This is a genomic window from Micromonospora sp. NPDC049151 (assembly GCF_040648395.1).
GTDB lineage: Bacteria > Actinomycetota > Actinomycetes > Mycobacteriales > Micromonosporaceae > Micromonospora.
On the sequence record NZ_JBEZDP010000024.1, the window covers coordinates 82539 to 103467 of the forward strand.

At 72.8% G+C, this 20929-nt stretch carries 20 protein-coding genes and 1 pseudogene; 8 read left to right on the plus strand and 13 right to left on the minus strand.

What is annotated here, in order from left to right; translation table 11 throughout:
- The 5 genes from AB0B20_RS24170 to AB0B20_RS24190 form a co-directional block, all read right to left on the minus strand.
- Entirely contained in the window at positions 1 to 1080 is a 1080-nt protein-coding gene (locus AB0B20_RS24170; protein WP_357473624.1) for a hypothetical protein, read from the minus strand.
- Positions 1077 to 1571 carry a SigE family RNA polymerase sigma factor gene (locus AB0B20_RS24175; protein ID WP_357473627.1) on the minus strand — a complete coding sequence of 165 codons (495 nt, stop codon included), beginning with the start codon at positions 1569 to 1571 and terminating at the stop codon, positions 1077 to 1079. Before AB0B20_RS24175 ends, AB0B20_RS24170 begins: the two co-directional genes overlap by 4 nt.
- A gap of 41 nt (positions 1572 to 1612) precedes the next feature.
- A complete protein-coding gene (locus AB0B20_RS24180; protein WP_357473631.1) occupies positions 1613 to 3403 on the minus strand; it encodes a 3-hydroxybutyryl-CoA dehydrogenase in 1791 nt (596 codons plus the stop codon).
- 122 nt (positions 3404 to 3525) lie between these two features.
- Positions 3526 to 4590, minus strand: coding sequence for an alpha/beta hydrolase (locus tag AB0B20_RS24185; protein ID WP_357473634.1), 1065 nt, complete (start codon positions 4588 to 4590; stop codon positions 3526 to 3528).
- Positions 4591 to 5072: 482 nt separating this feature from the next.
- Complete coding sequence (locus tag AB0B20_RS24190; protein ID WP_357389307.1) at positions 5073 to 5519, minus strand: FHA domain-containing protein; 447 nt, start codon at positions 5517 to 5519, stop codon at positions 5073 to 5075.
- Between the two features lie 216 nt (positions 5520 to 5735).
- Between AB0B20_RS24190 and AB0B20_RS24195 the strand changes: the two genes are divergently transcribed.
- Positions 5736 to 7238: an aldehyde dehydrogenase family protein gene (locus AB0B20_RS24195; RefSeq protein ID WP_357473637.1), complete on the plus strand. Its 1503-nt coding sequence runs from the start codon at positions 5736 to 5738 to the stop codon at positions 7236 to 7238.
- A gap of 9 nt (positions 7239 to 7247) precedes the next feature.
- On the opposite strand, the gene nucS is transcribed toward AB0B20_RS24195, so the two are convergent.
- Positions 7248 to 7907 (minus strand): endonuclease NucS, encoded by a 660-nt coding sequence (gene nucS / locus AB0B20_RS24200; protein WP_030503891.1) that lies wholly within the window; start codon positions 7905 to 7907, stop codon positions 7248 to 7250.
- Between the two features lie 71 nt (positions 7908 to 7978).
- Here nucS and AB0B20_RS24205 point away from each other — a divergent pair, with 71 nt between their 5' ends.
- Together AB0B20_RS24205 and AB0B20_RS24210 are read left to right on the plus strand one after the other, a co-directional pair.
- Positions 7979 to 8596: a DUF4126 domain-containing protein gene (locus AB0B20_RS24205; protein WP_357389303.1), complete on the plus strand. Its 618-nt coding sequence runs from the start codon at positions 7979 to 7981 to the stop codon at positions 8594 to 8596.
- A 60-nt stretch (positions 8597 to 8656) separates the two neighbouring features.
- Complete coding sequence (locus AB0B20_RS24210) at positions 8657 to 8953, plus strand: DUF1540 domain-containing protein (protein WP_128137340.1); 297 nt, start codon at positions 8657 to 8659, stop codon at positions 8951 to 8953.
- A 103-nt stretch (positions 8954 to 9056) separates the two neighbouring features.
- Here AB0B20_RS24210 and AB0B20_RS24215 read toward each other — a convergent pair whose 3' ends face one another.
- The 4 genes from AB0B20_RS24215 to AB0B20_RS24230 form a co-directional block, all read right to left on the minus strand.
- Positions 9057 to 11060 carry a protein meaA gene (locus tag AB0B20_RS24215; RefSeq protein WP_357473641.1) on the minus strand — a complete coding sequence of 668 codons (2004 nt, stop codon included), beginning with the start codon at positions 11058 to 11060 and terminating at the stop codon, positions 9057 to 9059.
- 101 nt (positions 11061 to 11161) lie between these two features.
- Entirely contained in the window at positions 11162 to 13315 is a 2154-nt protein-coding gene (locus AB0B20_RS24220) for an FtsX-like permease family protein (RefSeq protein WP_357473644.1), read from the minus strand.
- Entirely contained in the window at positions 13312 to 13992 is a 681-nt protein-coding gene (locus tag AB0B20_RS24225; protein ID WP_357389296.1) for an ABC transporter ATP-binding protein, read from the minus strand. Before AB0B20_RS24225 ends, AB0B20_RS24220 begins: the two co-directional genes overlap by 4 nt.
- On the minus strand, positions 13989 to 14513 hold the full coding sequence (locus AB0B20_RS24230; RefSeq protein WP_357473647.1) for a PadR family transcriptional regulator: 525 nt from the start codon (positions 14511 to 14513) through the stop codon (positions 13989 to 13991). The genes AB0B20_RS24225 and AB0B20_RS24230 overlap by 4 nt, the downstream gene beginning before the upstream one ends.
- Positions 14514 to 14599: 86 nt before the next feature.
- On the opposite strand from AB0B20_RS24230, the gene AB0B20_RS24235 reads away from it, so the two are divergent.
- The 3 genes from AB0B20_RS24235 (at position 14600) to AB0B20_RS24245 (ending at position 17186) form a co-directional block, all read left to right on the plus strand.
- Complete coding sequence (locus AB0B20_RS24235; RefSeq protein ID WP_357473650.1) at positions 14600 to 15448, plus strand: ABC transporter ATP-binding protein; 849 nt, start codon at positions 14600 to 14602, stop codon at positions 15446 to 15448.
- Positions 15445 to 16290 carry an ABC transporter permease gene (locus AB0B20_RS24240; RefSeq protein WP_357473653.1) on the plus strand — a complete coding sequence of 282 codons (846 nt, stop codon included), beginning with the start codon at positions 15445 to 15447 and terminating at the stop codon, positions 16288 to 16290. The genes AB0B20_RS24235 and AB0B20_RS24240 overlap by 4 nt, the downstream gene beginning before the upstream one ends.
- Positions 16291 to 16376: 86 nt before the next feature.
- Complete coding sequence (locus AB0B20_RS24245; protein ID WP_357473656.1) at positions 16377 to 17186, plus strand: alpha/beta hydrolase-fold protein; 810 nt, start codon at positions 16377 to 16379, stop codon at positions 17184 to 17186.
- A gap of 91 nt (positions 17187 to 17277) precedes the next feature.
- On the opposite strand, the gene AB0B20_RS24250 is transcribed toward AB0B20_RS24245, so the two are convergent.
- Both AB0B20_RS24250 and murA read right to left on the minus strand, forming a co-directional pair.
- Positions 17278 to 18126 (minus strand): 3-hydroxyacyl-CoA dehydrogenase family protein, encoded by an 849-nt coding sequence (locus tag AB0B20_RS24250; RefSeq protein WP_135241796.1) that lies wholly within the window; start codon positions 18124 to 18126, stop codon positions 17278 to 17280.
- Positions 18127 to 18195: 69 nt separating this feature from the next.
- Positions 18196 to 19623, minus strand: a complete 1428-nt coding sequence (gene murA, locus AB0B20_RS24255; RefSeq protein ID WP_357473659.1) for a UDP-N-acetylglucosamine 1-carboxyvinyltransferase — start codon at positions 19621 to 19623, stop codon at positions 18196 to 18198.
- Between murA and AB0B20_RS24260 the strand changes: the two genes are divergently transcribed.
- Positions 19622 to 20194, plus strand: coding sequence for a cob(I)yrinic acid a,c-diamide adenosyltransferase (locus AB0B20_RS24260; protein ID WP_013475364.1), 573 nt, complete (start codon positions 19622 to 19624; stop codon positions 20192 to 20194). The two genes, murA and AB0B20_RS24260, sit on opposite strands and share 2 nt — an antisense overlap.
- A complete protein-coding gene (locus AB0B20_RS24265) occupies positions 20170 to 20586 on the plus strand; it encodes a VOC family protein (RefSeq protein WP_357473664.1) in 417 nt (138 codons plus the stop codon). Before AB0B20_RS24260 ends, AB0B20_RS24265 begins: the two co-directional genes overlap by 25 nt.
- 49 nt (positions 20587 to 20635) lie before the next feature.
- On the opposite strand, the pseudogene AB0B20_RS24270 reads toward AB0B20_RS24265, so the two are convergent.
- Positions 20636 to 20929, minus strand: a pseudogene (locus tag AB0B20_RS24270) (hypothetical protein); the annotation flags it as partial.

The window sequence follows — 20929 nt, forward strand, 5'->3', positions numbered from 1 at the left end:
TCAGGGCCAAGTCTGTGGGCGGGTCAGGTCTTGTGCCACCTGCGTCCCGGCGAGCACGGTCGCCGCGTCGGCCTCGGTGAAGTTCACCTGGCCCGGGGGTCCGTCGCCGGGGAAGGGCCAGGCGAAGTCGACTGTCAACCGCACCTTGGGCAGGCCGAGCAGTTCCAGGCGGTTGCCGCCCGGATACCGGAAGCCCGGACGGCCACCCAGGTCGCGGTTGCTGGCGCGGCCCGTGTCCTCCCCCATCTCCGCCCCGTGGACCAGCTTCATCCACATGTATGAAGAAGGTGCCCGGAAGACGGTGAGCTGAACCGTGAGGCCCTTCGGGAAGGCGGCCGCGTCCACCGAGCATCCCGTCACCGCCGCGTTCGCCGGCAGCGTGGTCGGTCGGACCGGCCCGGTGCATCGCCGGGCTTCGTCCCAGCGCACCAGGCCGGCGACCCGTTTCAGGGCGGCCACGTCACCGCGGAGCGTCGCCGCCCGGGCGTAGAGACCGGGGAACGGCTGCCACGACGTGACCAGACCGTCAGTACCGGCGACGCGCAGCACGCCACCGTCGAAGGCCAGCCGGCCGCTGACGGCCTGCGTCGGGAAGCCGTCGATCGAAGTGTTGTCGAGAGCCTTCGCCACCGGGCTGACCTCGAGCAGGATCGGGTGTCCCTCACCGTCGCTGAACCGGATCGACTCGATCGGGTTGGAGCTGTGGACGGACCAGCCCAGATAGCGGGCCCGGGTGGTGTCGACGCCCAGGTGCAGCACCTGCGGGTCGGTACCTACCAGATCGGGACGCTGAAGCGCCCCGGGCACCCCGTCGGCGAGCGGCGGCACCAGGGGTGGCGCCGCCTCGGGCGTCGCGGCCGTCCAGGGCATCCGCCCGGCCAGCCCGCCCACGTCCGCGCGTACCACGCCGACGAGACCGAGCACGCCGACCAGGGCGAGCGCGGTGCCGGCGGTGGCCCGGCGGCGTACCTGCCGGCGCCTGCCCAACGCGCGGGAGCCGCGCAGCAGGCGTGCGGTGTCGATCTCCCCTTCGGCCTGCTCCCGCAGCACCGAGGCGATCCGCTGGTCGAGGTCGGTCACGGCCGGCTCCCCTTCGTCATCGGGACGCCGCAGCGCTCCCGGAGGTGGGCAAGCGCCCGCATCGCGTGGGTGCGGACGGTGACCGGGGAGCAGTCGAGGATCTGGGCGATCGTGGCGTCGTCCAGGTCCTCGTAGTAGCGCAGCACCAGCACGGCGCGCTGGCGGTCCGGGAGGGCGCGGATCAGGCGCCACATCTCGTCCCGGTCCGCCGCCTCGCCACCGAGGTCGCCGCGCCCGGGCCGGTCGGCGAACGTGTCCACCGCCAGCTCACGGCTGGACCGCCGCCGCCACCAGGACGTGTTCGCGTTGACGAGCATCCGGCGCACGTACACGTCGGGCCGGTCGGCCCGGGCGATCTTCCGCCAGTGCACGTACGCGCGCGCCAGCACGTCCTGCGTCAGGTCCTCGGCGCGGTGCGCGTCGCCGGTCAGCAGCCGGGCCAGACGCAACAGAGCCGGGCCGCGGCTGCCGACGTACTCCTCGAAGGTCACACCTCGAAGACGCCGTCACCGGGCCCGGCTGTTGACAGCGGTCAGCGCCGGGTGTGGTCGCGGAACCCGCGGCCGGACTTGCGGCCCAGGTAGCCGGCCGTGACCAGGTGCTCCAGCAGCGGCGCCGGGGCGAAGCCGGGCTCACGCAGCTCCAGGTACAGCTCCTGCTGGATGGCCAGCGAGACGTCCAGGCCCACCACGTCGAGCAGTTCGAACGGGCCCATCGGGTAGCCGCAGCCGAGCTTCATCGCGTAGTCGATGTCGTCGGCGGTCGAGTAGCTGGCCTCCAGCATCTTCACCGCGTCGTTCAGGTACGGGAACAGCAGCGCGTTGACGATGAAGCCGGACCGGTCGCCGCAGACCACGCCGGTCTTGCCGAGCCTCGCGGTGACCGCGCGGGCGGTGGCCGACGTCTCGGCGGAGGTGCGGATGGTCTGCACGATCTCCACCAGCGGCATGATCGGCGCCGGGTTGAAGAAGTGCAGGCCGATCACGTCGGCCGGGCGCTGGGTCGCCATCGCCACGTCGATCACCGGCAGCGACGAGGTGGTGGTGGCCAGCACGACGCCCGGCTTGCAGATCTCGTCCAGGCTGGCGAACAGCGCCTTCTTGACGCTCAGCTCCTCGATCACGGCCTCGACCACCAGGTCGACGTCGGCCAGGTGCTCAAGCGTGGCGGACCAGGTGATCCGGCCGAGCGCGTCGTCCCGGTCGCTCTCGCTGATCTTGCCCCGCACCACGCCCTTGTTCAGCGAGGTCTTTACCGCCTCGCAGACCTTCGCGGACTTCTCCGCGCCCCGCGTCACCGAGATGATCTCGTACCCGGCCTTGGCGAACACCTCGATGATGCCGGTGGCCATGGTGCCGGAGCCGACCACGCCGACCTTCGCGATGGCGCGGGCGCCGTCGGCGAGCGCGGCGTCCGCGACCAGCGGCGTGAACTCGTCGGGTACGACCTTCGGCGAGCCCGGCCGCTCGTAGGTGTAGAAGCCGCGACCGGACTTGCGGCCCAGCAGCCCGGCGGTGACCATCTGCTTGAGCAGCGGGGCCGGCGCGTGCCGGCGGTCCCGGCCGCCGCGCCGGTACATGGTGTCGAGGATCTCGTACGCGGTGTCCAGGCCGATCAGGTCCATCAGCGCCAGCGGGCCCATCGGCAGGCCGCAGCCGAGCTTCATGGCGGCGTCGATGTCCTCGCGGGTGGCGTACCGGGCCTCGAACATGCCGACCGCGTGGTTCAGGTAGCCGAACAGCAGCGCGTTGGCGATGAAGCCGGCCCGGTCGCTGATCGTCACGTCGACCTTGCCGAGCCGCTCGCAGAGCGCCTCCACGTCGGCGACCACGTCGGCGGAGGTGACGACCGTGCGGACCACCTCGACCAGCTTCATCACCGGCGCCGGGTTGAAGAAGTGGATGCCGATGACCTGGTTGGGCCGGGTGGTGGCGACGGAGATCTCGGTGACGCTCAGCGAGGACGTGTTTGTGGCCAGGATCGCCTCGGGCTTGCAGACCCGGTCCAGCTCGGCGAAGATCCGCTGCTTGAGGTCGAGATGCTCGGGCACCGCCTCGATCACCAGGTCCACGTCGTGCAGCGCGTCCAGCCCGACCCGGAAGTCGACCCGCGCGAGCAGCGCGTCCCGCTCGGCCTCGGCGAGCTTGCCCTTCGCCACGGCCCGGTCGGTGGAGCCGGTGAGCGTGGCCCGGCCGCGCTCCAGCGCCCCGTCGGAGATCTCGACGGCTGTCACGTCGATGCCGTTGCGGGCGAACACCTCCACGATGCCGGCACCCATGGTGCCCAGACCCACCACGCCCACCCTGGTGAACTCCCGCGCCACGACCGGCCTCCCCTGCTCGACTCCGCCGTCCGCGACATGAACGGCCGCTAAGGTTATGCGCCGGAGTCTGCCACGTGACGCTGCGTTGTCGAGACGCCGTGGGATATTTCACGCACCGTGCCTCACGCGGTGGCGTTCTCCCCGGCCAGCGCCAGCAGTTCGGCGACGAACTCCGCCGGCCGCTCCAGGTGCGGGCTGTGCCCGCAGCCGGGCAGCACCACCTCCCGGTACGTCCCGCCGGCCGCCGCGTACCGGTCCAGCACCGCGCGGGTCTGCCCCACCATCGGCTGCGGCGGGCACGCCACCTCACCGGGCCAGCCGGGCACCACGCCGAGCTGACCGAGGTACGCCAGGTCGAACAGCGAGGTGTCCGAGACGATCACGTCGGCGTCGCCGCGTACCCAGGTCACCGGCGGCTTGACCGGCGCGGCGACCAGCTCGTCGGCGAGCCGGAAGTGGGCCGGGGCCAGCGCGTTGAGCACGCCGCGCGGCCCGGCGGCCGTCCCCGGCCAGTGCGGCGAGGCGACAGCCGTGCCCGGGTAGTTGTCGTCCCCGGCGGCGGTGGTCAGCATGCTCTCCAGCAGCAGGTCCTCGTCGTCGCCGAGCGAGGCCGGGTCGGCCACGTACGCGGCACGGAGCACAGCGCGCGGGCTGGTCGGGCCGTCCGCGCTCCGGTCACCGGCGGCGAGCCGGGCCACGAAGTCCGGGTTCGCGCCGCCGGCGCCGGTGCCGGCGAAGTCGGGCGTGGTGGGGGTGCCGTCGAGGTCCCGGGTGCCGCCGAAGCCGTACGGGGACACCGGCGCCTCCAGCAGCAGGCCGGCGATCCGTTCCGGGCGGTCGACGAGCAGCCGCATCGCCACACCGCCGCCCAGCGAGTGCCCGGCCACCACCGGCCGGGCGCCGGGCCGGAACAGCTCCGGGGCGTCGAGCAGCGCGGCCACGTCGTCGGCGAAGTCGGCGAGCCCTCGGGTGGCGTCGACCGGCGCGGTGTCTGTCCCGCCGTAGCCGCGCAGGTCGGGGGCGACCACCCGCAGCGTCTCCGGCAGCCGGGCCAGCAGCGGTTCCCAGAAGGCGGAGGAGGAGACGTTGCCGTGCACCAGCAGCACCGGTACGCCGTCCGGTGGACCGGCCACGCGGACCGCCTGGGTGATGCCGTTGGCCTGGACGGTGAGCCGTGCGCTGCGCATCCGCGCATGCTGGCACGGACGGCCGACCCCGGTCCATGTGCCCCACCGACACACCACCCCGCCAAGGCGTGGGCGCCGGCCCACCCCACACCCCGGGAGCGCCAACCCGCCCAGCCCACCCTCCTCCGCCGCCCCTCCGCCGACCGCCCGCCGACCCTTCCCTGGCGGTGATCAAGGAGTTTGCGTCAGCGCGGGAGTCATTTCCGTACCCAAACTCCTTGATCAATCGCGCGAGGGCGGACCGGGGAGGGCGGCGGTGGGCTCAGCGGACGAGGCTCGGCGCGCGGGTCGGGCGCGCGGGCTCGCCGCGCGGGCCGGGCGACGCCGGGGCAGCGCGGGCGTAGGGTCAGCGGGCGCCGGAAGCAGCGACCTTGGGGCCGAGCACGGCCTCGATGCCCGGCGGGTGCCGACGGTCAGCAGCCTTGGGGTCCAGCGAGTGCGGGCACTCACCGGCCCGGAGGGCCCAGCGGATGCCCGGCGGTCTAGCTGACGTCGGCCGGCTGTGCCTCGCGCGCCTCGATCGGCTGGCGCGGCCCGGGGACGGGCAGCGGCAGAGTGGGGCGCTGGTCGCGGCGCATCGCGCCGAAGCTCATCCCGACCGGGTCGGTCCGGGCCACGCCCGGGTCGTAGAGACGCAGGTCGGTGCGGCCCAGCCGGACCACGTCGCCGTCGGAGATCGCCACACTGCCGGTCACCCGGGTGTCGTTGAGCCAGGTGCCGTTCGTCGAGCCCAGATCGGTGAGCATCACCCCCTCCGGGGTGGCCCGGACGGTGGCGTGACGCCGGCTCAGGTGCGGATCGGCGAGCACGATGTCGGCGGTCGGCGCCCGGCCGATCACCTGCGCGTCCTGGCCGACCCGGAACGTGAGCCCGCGCATCGCCCCGCCGGACACCGTCAGCAACGGCATCAGCTCAGGATGCTCCTCCATGGACAGTCCTCCACCCCACATCGCCCCGCGGCGTCAGCCTGCCACCTCACCGTAGTGGCTTGCACCACCGCGCGGTCACCCCCGCGACCCCGGGCGGTCATCTCCCGTTCGCCGTTTCGGACGGCACTTCCGTCGATACGACGGGCTGATCATCGGCGCAGCGTACGGCCGGTTCGACACCTACCGACGAGTAATCCTCGGGTCTAGACTTCGGCCATGACCGCTGTGCATGTGCCGGGCGCCCCGCTCATCTCCGACGGTCGGCTGGTGTCGACCAGCCCGGCCACTGGCGCCGAGGCAGGCAGTTTCCCGCTGGCCACCGAGGCGGACGTGCGCGCCGCCGTCGAGCGCGCCCGGGCGGCCGGCGACTGGTGGGCCGGGCTCGGCTTCGCCGGCCGGCGGGACCGCCTCCAGCGCTGGCGCGGCGTGCTCGCCCGGCGGATCGAGGAACTGGCCGACCTGATGCACACCGAGGGCGGCAAGCCGGTCGGTGACGCCGTGGTGGAGATCCTCACCGCGCTGGAGCACATCGACTGGGCGGCCCGCAACGCCCAGCGGGTGCTCGGTCCGCGCCGCGTCCGCTCCCGCCTGGTCCTCGCCGAGTTCAGCGGTCACCTGGAATACCAGCCGTTCGGCGTGATCGGTGTCATCGGCCCGTGGAACTACCCGGTCTTCACCCCGATCGGCTCCGCCGCGTACGCGCTCGCGGCCGGCAACGCCGTGGTGTTCAAGCCGAGCGAGTACACGCCGGCGGTCGGCCAGTGGCTGGTCGACAGGTTCGCCGAGGTGGTGCCGGAGCAGCCGGTGTTCCAGGTGGTGCACGGCTTCGGCGCGGTCGGCGCGGCGCTGTGCCGCTCCGGGGTCGGCAAGGTCGCCTTCACCGGCTCGACCGCCACCGCGAAGCGGGTGATGGCCGCCTGCGCGGAGACGCTCACGCCGGTGCTGCTGGAGGCCGGCGGCAAGGACGCGATGATCGTGGACAGCGACGCCGACCTGGACGCCGCCGCCGACGCCTGCGTGTGGGGCGGGATGACGAACGCCGGCCAGACGTGCATCGGCATCGAGCGGGTCTACGCGGTCGACCAGGTCTTCGACACCTTCGTGGAGAAGGTCGTGGCCAAGGCCGGGCGGCTCACGGTGGGCGCCGATGGGACCGACCTCGGCCCGATCACCATGCCGTCGCAGATCGACATCATCCGCCGCCACATCGACGACGCGCTCAGCCGGGGCGGCCGGGCGGTGCTCGGCGGCCCGGAGGCGGTCCAGCCGCCGTACGTGCACCCGACGGTGCTCGTCGACGTGCCGGAGGACTCGGCCGCCGTGCGGGAGGAGACGTTCGGCCCGACGCTCGTGGTCAACCGCGTCCGGGACGTGGACGAGGCGGTCGAGCGGGCCAACGCGCTGCCGTACGGGCTCGGGGGTTCGGTCTTCGGCCGGGCGCGGGCGGTGGCTGTGGCGCGGCGCCTGCGCTCCGGGATGGCCTCGGTCAACTCGGCGCTGACCTTCGCCGGCATGTCGACGCTGCCGTTCGGCGGCACCGGCGAGTCCGGCATCGGCCGCATCCACGGCGAGGAGGGGCTGCGCGAGTTCGGCCGGCCCAAGTCGGTCACCCGCCGCCGGGCCCGGTCGCTGCTGCCGGCGATGACGTTCGAGCGCACCCCGGCCGACATCGCCCGCATCGTCAAGATCGCCAAGCTGATGTACGGCCGGAGCCGCTGAGGCCGCGCCTCAGAACAGCGTCAGCTCGTCGCGCTCGATGCCGCGCAGCTTGTCGTAGTCGACCACCACGCAGCGGATGCCGCGATCCGTGGCGAGCACCCGCGCCTGCGGCTTGATCTCCTGCGCGGCGAACACGCCGGCCACCGGCGCGAGCAGCGGGTCGCGGTTCATCAGCTCCAGGTAGCGGGTGAGCTGCTCCACGCCGTCGATCTCGCCGCGCCGCTTCACCTCGACCGCCACCGCACCGCCGACCGCGTCCCGGCAGAGCAGGTCGACCGGCCCGATCGCGGTCATGTACTCGCGCCGGACCAGCGTGAAGCCCTCCCCCAGCGTCTCCGGGTTCGCGGCGAGCAGCTCCTGCAGGTGCGCCTCGACGCCGTCCTTGCGCAGGCCCGGGTCCACGCCCAGCTCGTACGAGGTGTCCTGGAAGATCTCCTCCAGGGTGATGCGCAGTTCCTCGCCGGCCTTGTTCACCACCCGCCAGACGCCCGGCGCCTCCTCCAGCCGGCACGGCGGGCTCATCCAGTTCAACGGCTTGTAGGCCCGGTCGTCGGCGTGGATCGACACCGACCCGTCCGCCTTCACCATGAGCAACCGGGTCGCCGGGGGGAGGTGGGCCGAGAGCCGTCCGACGTAGTCCACCGAGCACTTCGCAATGACCAACCGCACCCGCCGAGGGTAGCGGAGGCCCCGGTGGACGCCGACGAGCGCCACTGGCACGGCGGTGCCATATTGAGATCGTGCTCGAAGTCCTCACCGGTTCCGGCCTGGCCGCCTCGGCGGGTCTGAACGCATACATCCCGCTGTTGCTGATGGGGCTGCTGTCCCGCTACACCGACCTGGTCGAGCTGCCGAGCGGCTGGCAGTGGCTCGGCAACGGCTGGGTGGTGCTGATCCTCGCCGTCCTGCTCGCGGTCGAGGTGGTGGCCGACAAGGTGCCAGTGGTCGACCACGTCAACGACGTGGTGCAGACGGTGGTCCGGCCGACCGCCGGTGGCCTGGCGTTCGGTGCGGGCGCCGGCTCGGAGACGGTCACCGTGAGCGACCCGGACACGTTCTTCTCCACCCACCAGTGGGTGCCGGTGGTGGTCGGCGTGGCCATCGCGCTCGGCGTGCACCTGCTCAAGGCCGCCGCCCGGCCGGTCATCAACGCGACCACCGCCGGCGTGGGCGCGCCGGTGGCCAGCACCGCCGAGGACGCGACGAGCGTGATCATGTCGGTGGTGGCGCTGCTGCTGCCGGTGCTTGTACTGGTGTTCCTGGTCGCTCTGGTGATCTTCGTACCCTGGCTGTTCCGCCGTCGCCGGGAGCGGCGCCGGGAACGCGCCGCGGCCCGCGCGGCCGGCTTCCGCGTCTGAGCCGCAGCGACTCCCGAAACCTCTAAAATCGGGGCAAGACACCCAAGGAGGTACGGGAAGATGACCGCGTCATTGGAGATGCCCCGGGTCCAGGAGTGCGCCGTCCGGTCCTGCGCCTACAACCACACGAACGACTGCCACGCGTTCGCCATCACGATCGGCAGCAGCGACCACGCCCACTGCCACACGTTCGTGGAGATGCCGGTGCGCGGCGGCATCGACCAGTTGGTCGCCCAGGTCGGCGCGTGCTCGCGCGCCGACTGCCGGCACAACGCCGACCTGGAGTGTCACGCCCCGGCCATCACGGTCGGCCCCGACATGGACATGGCCGACTGCATGACCTACGAGAGCCGCTGACCCACCCGCGCTGAAGCGGCGCCCGCGTGCGGGCGCCGCGTCAGCGCGGGTGTCAAGAAGGGGCCCCTTCTTGACCGGAGGCGTTAACAAGGGGCCCTTCCTTTCACCCCAGTGCGTTGGCCTCGCGGATCACTGTCACCAGTTCGTCGATGATGCCGGTGAGCGCGAAGTCCTTCGGCGTGAACACCCGGGCCACGCCGGCCGCCCGCAGCGTCTCGGCGTCGGCGGCCGGGATGATCCCGCCCACCACCACCGGCAGGTCGCCCCGCCCGGCGGCACGCAGCCCGTCCAGCACCGCCGGCACGGCGGCCAGGTGCGAGCCGGAGAGCACGGAGAGGCCGACCAGGTCGACGTCCTCCTCCACGGCGGCCGCCACGATCTGCCCGGCGGTCAGCCGGATGCCCTGGTAGACCACCTCGAAGCCGGCGTCGCGGGCGCGTACCGCAATCTGCTCCGCGCCGTTGGAGTGCCCGTCCAGCCCCGGCTTGCCGACGAGCAGCCGCAGCCGGCCGCTGCCCAGCTCCCGGGCGGTAGCGGCGACCCGCTCCCGCACCCCGGCGAGGGTCGCGTCACCGGCCGTGCCGACCGCCCCGGCCAGCCCGGTCGGCGCGCGGTACTCGCCGTACACCTGGCGCAGCGCGCCCGCCCACTCGCCGGTGGTGACGCCGGCACGCACGCAGTCGAGCGTCGCCGGCATCAGGTTCGCCGTGGTGGCAGCGTCCGCGCGCAGCTTCGCCAGCGCCTCCTCCACCGCCGCCGCGTCCCGGCCGGCCCGCCATTCGCGTACGCCCGCGGTGGCCGCCTCCTCGACGGCCGGGTCCACCTGCTCGATCGCCTCGGCCCCCGCAGCGGTGAGCGGGGACGGCTCGGTCTCGGTGAACCGGTTGACGCCGACCACCACGTCCGAGCCGGACTCCATCCGCCGCCGCCGGTCGGCGAGCGAGGCCACCAGCGCGCTCTTGAGGTAGCCGGTCTCGACGGCGGTGACCACGCCGCCCATCTCCAGCACCTTCTCCAGCTCGACCCGGGCGCCGGAGACGATGTCGTCGACCAGCGCGGTCATCACGTGCGAGCCGGCGAACAGGTCCGGGTACTCCAGCAGGTCCGACTCGTACGCCAGCACCTGCTGCATGCGCAGCGACCACTGCTGGTCCCACGGCCGGGGCAGGCCGAGCGCCTCGTTCCAGGCGGGTAGCTGCACGGCGCGGGCGCGGGCGTCGCGGGACAGCGTGACGCCGAGCATCTCCAGCACGATGCGCTGGATGTTGTTCTCCGGCTGCGCCTCGGTCAGGCCCAGCGAGTTGACCTGGACGCCGTAGCGGAACCGGCGCTGCTTCGGGTTCTCCACGCCGTACCGGTCGCGGGTGATCTCGTCCCAGAGCGCGCCGAACGCGCGCATCTTGGCGATCTCCTCGACGAAGCGCACCCCGGCGTTGACGAAGAACGAGATCCGCTGGACCACGTCACCCATCCGCTCGGGCGGCACCTGGCCGGAGTCGCGCACGGTGTCCAGCACGGCGACGGCGGTGGCCAGCGCGAAGCCGACCTCCTGCACCGGCGTGGCGCCGGCCTCCTGGAGGTGGTACGAGCAGATGTTCACCGGGTTCCACCGGGGCATCTCGCGCAGCGTGTACGCGATCACGTCGGCGGTCAGCCGCAGCGAGGCGGCCGGCGGGAAGATGTACGTCCCCCGGGACAGGTACTCCTTGATGATGTCGTTCTGCGTGGTGCCGGCACAGCGGCTCAGCTCCGCGCCCTGCTCGGCGGCGACGGTGCCGTAGAGGCCGAGCAGCCACATCGCCGGGGCGTTGATGGTCATCGAGGTGTTCATCTCGGCGAGCGGGATGCCCTCGAACAGGGCCCGCATGTCGCCCAGGTGCGCCACCGGCACGCCGACCCGGCCCACCTCACCGGAGGCCAGCTCGTGGTCCGGGTCGTACCCGGTCTGGGTGGGCAGGTCGAAGGCGACCGACAGGCCGGTCTGCCCCTTCGCCAGGTTGCGGCGGAAGAGCGCGTTGGTGGCCGCGGCGGAGGAGTGCCCGGCGTACGTGCGCATCACCCACGGGCGGTCCCGCTCGGGCAGCCGTCCCGGCATCGCGTCGTCCATGGCCGGAGTTTAAGTTACCGTTCAGTAAAAGAGAGTGTGGAAAACCACACAACCCGACGCCCGTGCCGGTGGGCCGGTGTGCGACCGGCCCACCGTGCGGCTCATTCGCTGCGGGCGGTCTCCGGGCCGGTGATCCGCTCCAGCAGCGGCAGGGTGGCGGCGACGACCGCGAGGCAGCCCAGTACGCCGAGAGCCACCACCGCCGCGAACCCGGCTCCCGGCACGCGCAGGTCGTAGTCCATCTGCGCGCGCAGAAAGAGGTGCGCGGCGACCAGCCCCATCCCGACCGCCACCACGGCGACTGTCAGCAGCGGCACCATGCTCTCCAGGGCCACCACCCGGCGCAGCAGCCGTACCGGTGCGCCGCTGAGCCGGAGCAAACTGAACGGCCGTTTCCGTTCGTTGAGGCCGGCCGCCACGGCCACGGTCAGGCTGCACCCGGCGAGCACGAGACCGGCCACCACGACGATGTCGGCCAGCCGCTGCCAGCCCCGCATCGTGTCGGCGAAGTCGGCCTCGAAGTCGCCGGGCACGTTCGGCGCCACGAAGAAGGCGGGGAAGGTGGCTTCGAGGACCGTCCGGGCGCGCTCGACAGCGGCCGGGTCCGCCGCCTCGACCGCCACCGAAGCGGCGGGCAGCCCGGGCAGCGCGACCGGGTCCACCGGGGACGCCGGCCAGATCCGGTCGGCCGAGGCGGACTCCCGCCAGGGGATCAGGTCCGGCGGCACCTCGGCGACGCTCGCCCCGGCGGCGCACCGTCCGTACGCGGGCGGGATGTCCGCGCAGGCGATCACGCCGGGGTCGCGGCCGTTCTCCCGGACCGGGTTCTCCCGGACGAGCACCGGGTTGCGGACCCCGGGGATCGCCGCGAGGTCGGCCAGCAGCGTGCCGGGCGCCGGGGCGTCGTCCGTCAGCACCATCGACAGCCGGCCGGCCTCCAGGGAACCCCGGGGCGCGGGACCGCGCTCGTACGTGATCGTCCCCATCACGCCGACCGCCACCGTCGTGACGAACAGCGCGAGCATCACCCCGCCCACCGCGCGGAACCCGGCGGCCGGGTTGTCGGCGAGCCGGCGCGCGGCGATGAGCGCGGCGGGCCGGCTGGCGCGAGCGGCCATCGCCCGGGCGCCGACCATGGTCAGCCACGGGCCGCCCGCGACCAGGCCGACCATGATCAGCAGCAGCGCGGGCAGGAACAGCGCGGTCTGACCGTCCGAGGTGGGGGGCCGGTACACCAGGGCGAAGCCGAGCCCGGCCAGGCCGAGCGCGAGCGGGATCAGCCGGTACGCCCGGGGCGGCCGGGGCGTGACCCGGCGGGTGACGCCGAGCGGGGAGATCCGGACCCGGCGCAGCGCGAGCCAGGCCGCAGCCGCCGCGCCCGCCGGCACGCCGAGGGCCACCACCAGGGCTTCCGGCGCGCCAAGGACCATGTCGTCCGGGAAGAACGGCATGCCGGTGAACGGGATGCCGGCGAGCTGCCCACGGAACGCGAAGGACAACGCGAAACCCACCGCCGCGCCGGCCGCCGCCGCGAGCGCGGCCTCGACTGCCGCGACCGCCGAGATCTGCCGGGGCGTGGCCCCGACCAGCCGCATGGCCGCGAACCGTTGCTCCCGGCGAGCCGCGCCGAGCCGCGTCGCCGTACCGATGAAGACGAGTACGGGGAACAGCAGGCCGCCCGCGACCACGCCGAGGATGAGGTCGATCGCCGCCCCCGGCAGCGGAGCGCTGTTGCCGTCGAGCCGGGTGACCTTCCGGACCTGGTCCAGCTTCCCCACCTGCTCCGGGGTGCCGCCGACCAGGACGAGCAGCGTGTCCGGCGAGGTGAGCGCCGCCGGCCCGACCTCGCCGAGGTCGCGGCCCGGGTAGCGGTCGGCGAGCTGGTCGGCGGGGGCGGTCGCCAGCAGCTTCCGCAGTGCCGGGGAGGCGTAGAACTCGCCCGGCCCCGGTACGCGGGGAACGCCGACCGGCGTCGGCGCGTCGGGGCCGGTCGCGGCGACGTCGACGCGGATGATCTGATCGCCCCGGAAGTAGTCGGTCCGGGTGGACCACAGCAGCGGGTCGGCGGACCCGTCGGCCGTCTCCTGCGGGTACATCGACGCGTACCGGGTGAGCTGGGCGTCGGCGGCGTGCACACCGGCGAGCGTGGTGAGCAGCAGCCCGGAGCCGACAGCGACGGCGGCGGCGATGGCGACCAGCCGGAGCAGCGCCTCCTTGCCACCGGCGACGGCGAGCCGGAGCGCCAGCCCGATCACGAGACGACCCCGGCGGGCGCGTTGACCCGGCCGTCGCGGACCATGACCTCCCGGTCGGCGTACGCGGCGATGCGCGCCTCGTGCGTGACCAGGACGACTGTGGTGCCGCGCTCGCGGGCGGCGTCGATCAGCAGCGTCATCACCTCCTCGCCGGTGAGCGAGTCGAGCGCGCCGGTGGGCTCGTCGGCGAACAGCACACGCGGCTCGGCGACCAGGCCGCGAGCCAGCGCGACCCGCTGGGCCTGCCCGCCGGACAGCTCGCCCGAGCGGCGGTGCTCCAGGCCGGCCAGGCCGAGCCGCTCGAACCAGCCCCGCGCGGCGCGCAGCGCCGGGGTGCGGCGGACGCCGCGCAGCAGCAGCGGCAACGCCACGTTCTCGGCCGCGGTGAGTTCCGGCACGAGCTGGCCGAACTGGAAGACGAAGCCGAAGCTGTCGCGGCGCAGCGTGCTCCGGTCGGTCTCGCCGAGCGTGTCGATCCGGGCGCCGTCGAACCGGACCTCGCCGGAGTCGGGGCGCAGGATGCCGGCCAGGCAGTGCAGCAACGTCGACTTTCCGGAGCCGCTCGGTCCCATCACGGCGACGACCTCACCGGCCGCCACGGCGAGGCTCGCGCCGCGCAGGGCGGGTGTCTCGCCGAACGCGTACGTGACGTCCCGCGCCTCGATCATCGGGCTCATCGTCGGACCTTCTTTCTCAGGGCGTCCAGTCGGGCGCCTGTCGTCTCGATCCACCGCAGGTCCGCCTCCAGGTGGTAGAGGCCGTGGTCGGCGAGCATCACGTCGACGAGTTCGCCGTTGCGTTTGATCTCGGTGAGTTCGCGCATCCGGCGCAGGTGGGCGGCGCGCTGGGTGTCCAGGTACTCCTCGGCCGGGCGGTCGAGCATCAGCGCGAGCACGACCTTGGTGAACAGCAGGGTCTGCAGGTGCGGTTCCGGTTCGACCGGCTCGGTCAGCCAGTGCTCCACCTCGGTGGCGCCCAGGTCGGTGATGACGTAGCGCTTGCGGTCCGGCCCCGCCCCGGGAGCGACGTCGCCGACCACCACCTTGCCGTCGCGGGCCAGCCGGCTCAGCGTCGAGTAGACCTGCCCGTACGGCAGCGGCTTGCCGCGCCCGAAGAAGGCGTCGTAGTCGCGCTTGAGGTCGTAGCCGTGGCTCGGCTCGCGTTCGAGCAGCCCGAGCAGGGTCAGGGGAACCGTCACGACCTGAGACTACACCGAGTGTATACCTCGCGTATATAGCTGACCCGGGAGTCGAACGGGCGACCGCACGACGCACACTTGACGGCATGGAGAACGAGCTCGCGATTTCCGTGCGAGGGCTGCGCAAGGCGTACGGCGGCAACGTCGCCGTGGCCGGGGTGGACCTGGACGTCCACCGGGGCGAGGTGTTCGCCCTGCTCGGCCCGAACGGCGCCGGCAAGACCACAACTGTCGAGATCCTTGAGGGCTACCGGCAGCGCGACGCCGGCGAGGTACGCGTGCTCGGCGCCGACCCCGCCCACCCCGACGCCGGGTGGCGCTCCCGGGTCGGCATCGTGCTCCAGGGCACCGGCGAGTTCGACGAGCTCAGCGTCATCGAGGTGGTCCGGCACTTCTCCGGCTTCTACCCGGGCGCCGACGACCCGGACAAGGTGGTCGAGCGGGTCGGGCTGGGCGCCAAGGCCAAGGCGCGTACGCACACCCTCTCCGGCGGGCAGAAGCGCCGCCTCGACGTCGCGCTGGGCATCATCGGCCGCCCCGAGCTGCTCTTCCTCGACGAGCCGACCACCGGCTTCGACCCGGAGGCCCGGCGCGAGTTCTGGGACCTGATCCGCGACCTGTCCGCAGCCGGCACCACGATCGTGCTCACCACCCACTACCTGGACGAGGCCGAGGCGCTCGCCGACCGCGTCGGCGTGATCGCCGCCGGGCGGGTGATCGAGGTCGCGCCGCCGAACGCGCTGGGCAACCGGCAGGAGTCACTGGCGACCGTCTCCTGGCGTACCCCCGACGGGACGCCGGCCTCGGCGGAGACCGCGACGCCGACGGCGCTGGTGGCCGACCTGGCCGCGCGCTTCGGCGGCGAGGTACCCGGCCTCACCGTGACCCGGCCGACCCTGGAAGACGTCTACCTGCGGATGATCGGACACTCATGAGCACCACGACGAAGCAGGCGGCCCCGGTCGCCGCCCCCTCCGCCCGGCGGTCCGGGGCGGGCGCGCTGGCGCTGCGTCAGGGACGGCTGGAGATCACCCAGTTCCTGCGCAGCCGGGAGTCCGTCGTGTTCACGATGGGCTTCCCGATCATCATGATCCTGATCTTCGCGGCGATCTTCAGTGACGAGATCGCGCCGGGGGTCAGCTACACGCAGTACTTCATCACCGGCATGATCGCGACCGGCCTGATGACAGTCAGCTTCCAGAACCTCGGCATCTGGATCCCGATCGAGCGGGACCGGGGCGTGCTCAAGCGCTACCGGGGCACGCCGATGCCGAAGTGGGTCTGGTTCGCCGGCAAGGTGATCATGGTGGTGGTCATCGGCATCGCCGAGACCGTGCTGCTGCTCGCCGTCTCGGTGGCGATGTTCGACCTGGACCTGCCGCAGACCACCACCAAGTGGCTGACGTTCGCCTGGGTCTCCATCCTCGGCATCACCGCCTGCACGCTCTGCGGCATCGCCATCTCGTCGCTGGCCCGCACCGCCCGCAGCGGCTCGGCGGTGGTCACCCCGGTCGCGCTGGTCCTCCAGTTCATCTCCGGCGTGTTCTTCGTCTTCACCAGCCTGCCCACCTGGATGCAGCAGGTGGCGGCGATCTTCCCGCTCAAGTGGATGTGCCAGGGACTGCGCTCGGTCTTCCTGCCGGACAGCTTCGGCGCCCGGGAGCCGGGCGGGTCGTTCGAGCTGGGCACCGTCGCGCTGGTCCTCGGTGCGTGGTGCGTCATCGGCCTGGTGCTCTGCCTGACCACGTTCCGCTGGACCACCAAGCGCGACGGCTGAGGTGTAAGGAAGGGCCCCCTCTTAACGCCTCCGGTAGAGAAAGGGCCCCTTCTTAACGCACGCCTGGCGGTGGCACACTCGCCGGCATGGCACCCACGCTGTCCCGGCGTACCCTGCTCGGCACCGCCGCCGGCGTGGCCGGCGCCGCGGTGGTCGGCGGCCTGGCCGCCCGGCAACTCTCCGGCCCCCGCCCGGGATCGGCGCCGTCCCTGCCGGACGCCCCGGCCGGCGACGAACGGCTGATCCGCATCGCGTCCGCCGCACGTGGTCGCGAGGTGGACTTCTGGACGGCCGTGCCCGACGGGTACGGCGACGGCCGCGGCCTGCCCGTCTGCCTGGTGCTGCACGGCGCGTCGGCCACCCCGCGCGACTACGGCCGGTTCGGGCTGGCCCGCTTCCTCACCGACGCGGTACGCCGGGGCGCCCCGCCGTTCGCGCTCGCGGGCGCCGCCGGAGGGCGGCTGTCCTGGCGCGCCTCGGGCGAGGACGACCCGCAGCGGATGGTGCGCGAGGAGGTGCCCACCTGGTGCGCCCGGCGCGGGTTCGACAGCAGCCGGCTGGCCGTGTGGGGCTGGTCGATGGGGGGCTTCGGCGCGCTGCTGCTGGCCGAGACGTACCCGGAGTGGCTGCGGATGGCGGCGGCCTTCTCCCCCGCGGTGAGCCCCGGCGACGCGGTCTTCACCGGAGTGGGAAAGCTGCGCGGCACCCCCGTCGGGCTCTGGTGCGGGCGGCAGGACAACTTCCTCAAGGACGTACGCGCGCTGGCCCGGGTGCTGCCCGAGGAGCCGGTCCGCGCCGCCTGGGCCGACGGGCGGCACAACTTCGGCTACTGGGGCACGGTCATCCCGGACGCGTTCGCGCTGATCGGCGCCGCGCTCAGCCCGCCCCGGCCGTGAACCGGCCCCGGACGTGAACCGCCCCCGGCCGTGAGCCGGCCCCGGACGTGAACCGCCCCCGGCCGCGCGGGCCGGGGGCGGGACCTGCCGGTCAGTACGAGTAGAAGCCCTGGCCGGTCTTGCGGCCCAGGTCGCCGGCGGTGGCCATGCGCTGCAGCAGCTCCGGCGGGAAGAACTTCTCGTCGGCGGTGTCGGTGTAGATGTTGCGGGTGGCGTTGAGCAGCACGTCCACGCCGGTCAGGTCGACAGTGGCGAGCGGGCCCATGGCGTGGCCGAAGCCCAGCTTGCAGGCGGTGTCCAGGTCTTCGGCGGAGATCACGCCGGACTCGACGAGCTTGACCGCCTCCATCGCCAGCGCGCAGATCAGCCGGGTGGTGACGAAACCGGCGATGTCCCGGTTGACCACCACCACGGTCTTGCCGATCCCCTCGGCGAACGACTTCACCGTGTCCATCGTCGCGTCGCTGGTCTTGTAGCCGCGTACCAGCTCGCAGAGCTTCATCATCGGCACCGGCGAGAAGAAGTGCGTGCCGACGACTGACTCCGGGCGCTCGGTAGCGGTGGCGATCTGAGTCACCGGGATGGCGGAGGTGTTCGTGGCGAGCACCGCGTCCGCCTTGCAGATCTTGTCCAGCGCGCGGAACACCTCGTGCTTGATCTCGATCTTCTCGAAGACCGCCTCGACCACGATGTCCGCGTCGGCGGCGGCCTCCAGATCGGTGGTCGGCGTGATCCGGCCCAGCGTCGCCTCGACGTCGGACGCCTCGATCTTGCCCTTCTCGGCGAACTTCGTCAGCGACTTCCGGATACCGTCCACGCCGCGCTTCGTGGCCGCGTCGTCGATGTCGCGCAGCGTCACCTGCCAGCCCGCCTGCGCCGCCACCTGCGCGATGCCCGAGCCCATCAGCCCGGCACCGACGACCGCGAGTCGACCCGCCATCTGCTTCTCCCTCGCCGTGTTCTGCAACGTCTGCCAGAACCCTACTTAACGAGGGATAAGCCCCGGCCGTCAGATGGCCAGGTCCGGCTCCTCCGGCGCGGTGCCGCGTTCCACCTCCACGCCGAGCGCCCGCAGGTCCGCCACGAAGTCCGGGTAGCCCCGGTCGACGTGGTGCACGTGCGAGACCTCGGAGAGGCCGTCGGCGCAGAGCCCGGCGATGATCAGGCCGGCGCCGGCCCGGATGTCTGTCGCGCGCACCGGAGCGCCGGACAGCCGTTCCCGGCCGCACACCAGGGCGTGGTGACCGTCGGTACGGATCTCCGCGCCCAGCCGCATCATCTCGTTGGCGAACATGAACCGGCCGTCGAAGATGTTCTCGGTGATGAGCGAGCCGCCGTCGCTGACCGCCGCCAGCCCGATCGCCATCGGCAGCAGATCGGTGGCAAAGCCCGGGTAGGGCAGCGTGACCACGTCGACCGCCCGAGGGCGGTCGTCCATCCGTACCCGGAAGGCGTCGCCCCGCGTCTCGACCAGGCCGCCGGCCGCGACCAGCTTGTCCAGCGCGACCTCCAGGTACGCCGGGTCCAGCCCGGTCACCGTCACGTCGCCGCGGGTCATCGCGGCGGCGAACGCCCAGGTCCCGGCCACGATCCGGTCCCCCACCGTGGCGTGCCGGACCGGGCGCAGCTCGGGTACGCCGACGATGTGCAGCGTGGACGTGCCGGCCCCTTCGATCCGGGCGCCCATGGTGGTCAGCATCGTGCAGATGTCGACGATCTCCGGCTCCCGGGCCGCGTTGTCGATCGTCGTTGCGCCCCGGGCCAGCACCGCCGCCATGACCAGGTTCTCGGTCGCGCCCACGCTCGGGAAGTCCAGCACGATGTCGGCGCCGTGCAGCCCGTCCGGCGCCTCGGCGATGACGAAGCCGTGCTCACCGGAGATCTCCGCGCCCATCCGGGCCAGCCCGGCGATGTGCATGTCCAGGCCACGCGAGCCGATGGCGTCGCCGCCGGGGTGGGCCACCCGGACGTACCCCCGGCGGGCCAGCAGCGGGCCGAGCACGCAGATCGACGCGCGCAGCCGCCGCACCAGGTCGTAGTCGGCCTCCGTGCCCGGCCGCTCCGGCACGTCGATGATCACCGAGCGGGACCGCGCCACACCGCCGCGGGCCACCATCGGGTCGACCGGGTCGTCCGGGCCGAAGCGTACGCCGCAGCCGAGCCGCCGCAGCACCTCGCCCATGATCGCGATGTCGGTGATCCGGGGCACGTTGGTGATCACGCTGCGGCCGGGTGCGAGCAGCGCGGCGGCCATCAGCTTCAACGCGGAGTTCTTCGCACCCACCACGTGCACGGTGCCGGCGAGCCGGGCGTCACCGCGTACCCGGATGACGTCGACGTCGTTGAGCGCCGGATCTCCCGCGTCCCCCGGCCCCACCGGGCTCGGGCTCGGGCGGGCCGGGATCGTCAGGTCCGGTATCCGTAGGCTGTGCGTCATGGCCGTCCACCTCACGCGCATCTACACCAAGGCCGGCGACGCCGGCATGACCAGGCTGAGCAACAACGAGCAGGTGCCGAAGACCGATCCGCGCATCGCCGCGTACGCGGACGTGGACGAGTGCAACGCCTCGATCGGCGTCGCGCTCGCCCTGGGGCAGCTCTCGGACGAGCTGCGGGCCGTGCTGGAATCCGTGCAGAACGACATGTTCGACGTCGGCGCCGACCTGGCGACGCCGGTGGAGCCGGACCCGAAGTACCCGCCGCTGCGGGTGACCGAGGAGTACGTCGAGCGCCTTGAGGGCTGGTGCGACGAGTACAACGCGCGCCTGAGCAAGCTCGACTCCTTCATCCTCCCCGGCGGCACCGCTGGCGCGGCACTGCTGCACGTGGCACGGACGACCGCCCGGCGCGCCGAGCGTGCGGCTTGGGCGCTGGTCGCACACGACCCCGACCGGACCAGCCCTCTCCCGGCAAAGTATCTCAACCGGCTCTCCGATTTGCTCTTTATCCTGTCAAGAACGGCGAATCCGGACGGCGACGTGCTATGGGTGCCGGGCGGGAAGCGCTGACCATCGGCGGCCTCCATCACTTGGAGGTGTGGATACCCGACCTGGCGGCGGCCAGTCGTTCCTGGGGCTGGCTTCTCGGCGAGCTGGGCTGGACGCCGTACCAGGACTGGCCCGCCGGCCGCTCCTGGCGGCTCGGCGCGACGTACATCGTGCTGGAGGAGTCACCCGCGCTCACCGGCCGCGCCCACGACAGGCGCGCGCCCGGCCTGAACCACCTGGCCTTCCACGCCGGCCCGCCGGCCGCCGTCGAGCGCCTGGTCACCGCCGCCTCCGAGTACGGCTGGACGCTGCTGTTCCCGGACCGGCACCCGTACGCGGGCGGCCCGGACAGCTACGCCGCCTATCTGGCCGACGGGCAGGGGTACGAGGTCGAGCTGGTCGCGGACGCGTAAAGGCCGGCACCCCTCGTTTCGGGGTGCCGGCCTCTCGCTGTTGTTCCTCTTACTTGTTCCAGTGCTCGGCGACGAGGTCGGCGGCCTGCTGTTCCCACTGGGCGTAGTGGTCGGGGTAGGCCGAGACCTGGACGGTCTGGGCGGCCTTGGTCAGCGGCATGTCGCGCCAGCCGTCGACCTGCTTGAGGCCCTTCAGGAACGCGGTGGTGGAGTACTCGGGGTCGGTGATCTGCTCCACCGTGCCCCACCCGCTGGAGGGACGCTGCTGGAACAGGCCCTGCGAGTCGTGGTCGTTACGGTCACCGAGGTGGCCGAGGTTCTCCAGCTTCGACTCCTGCAACGC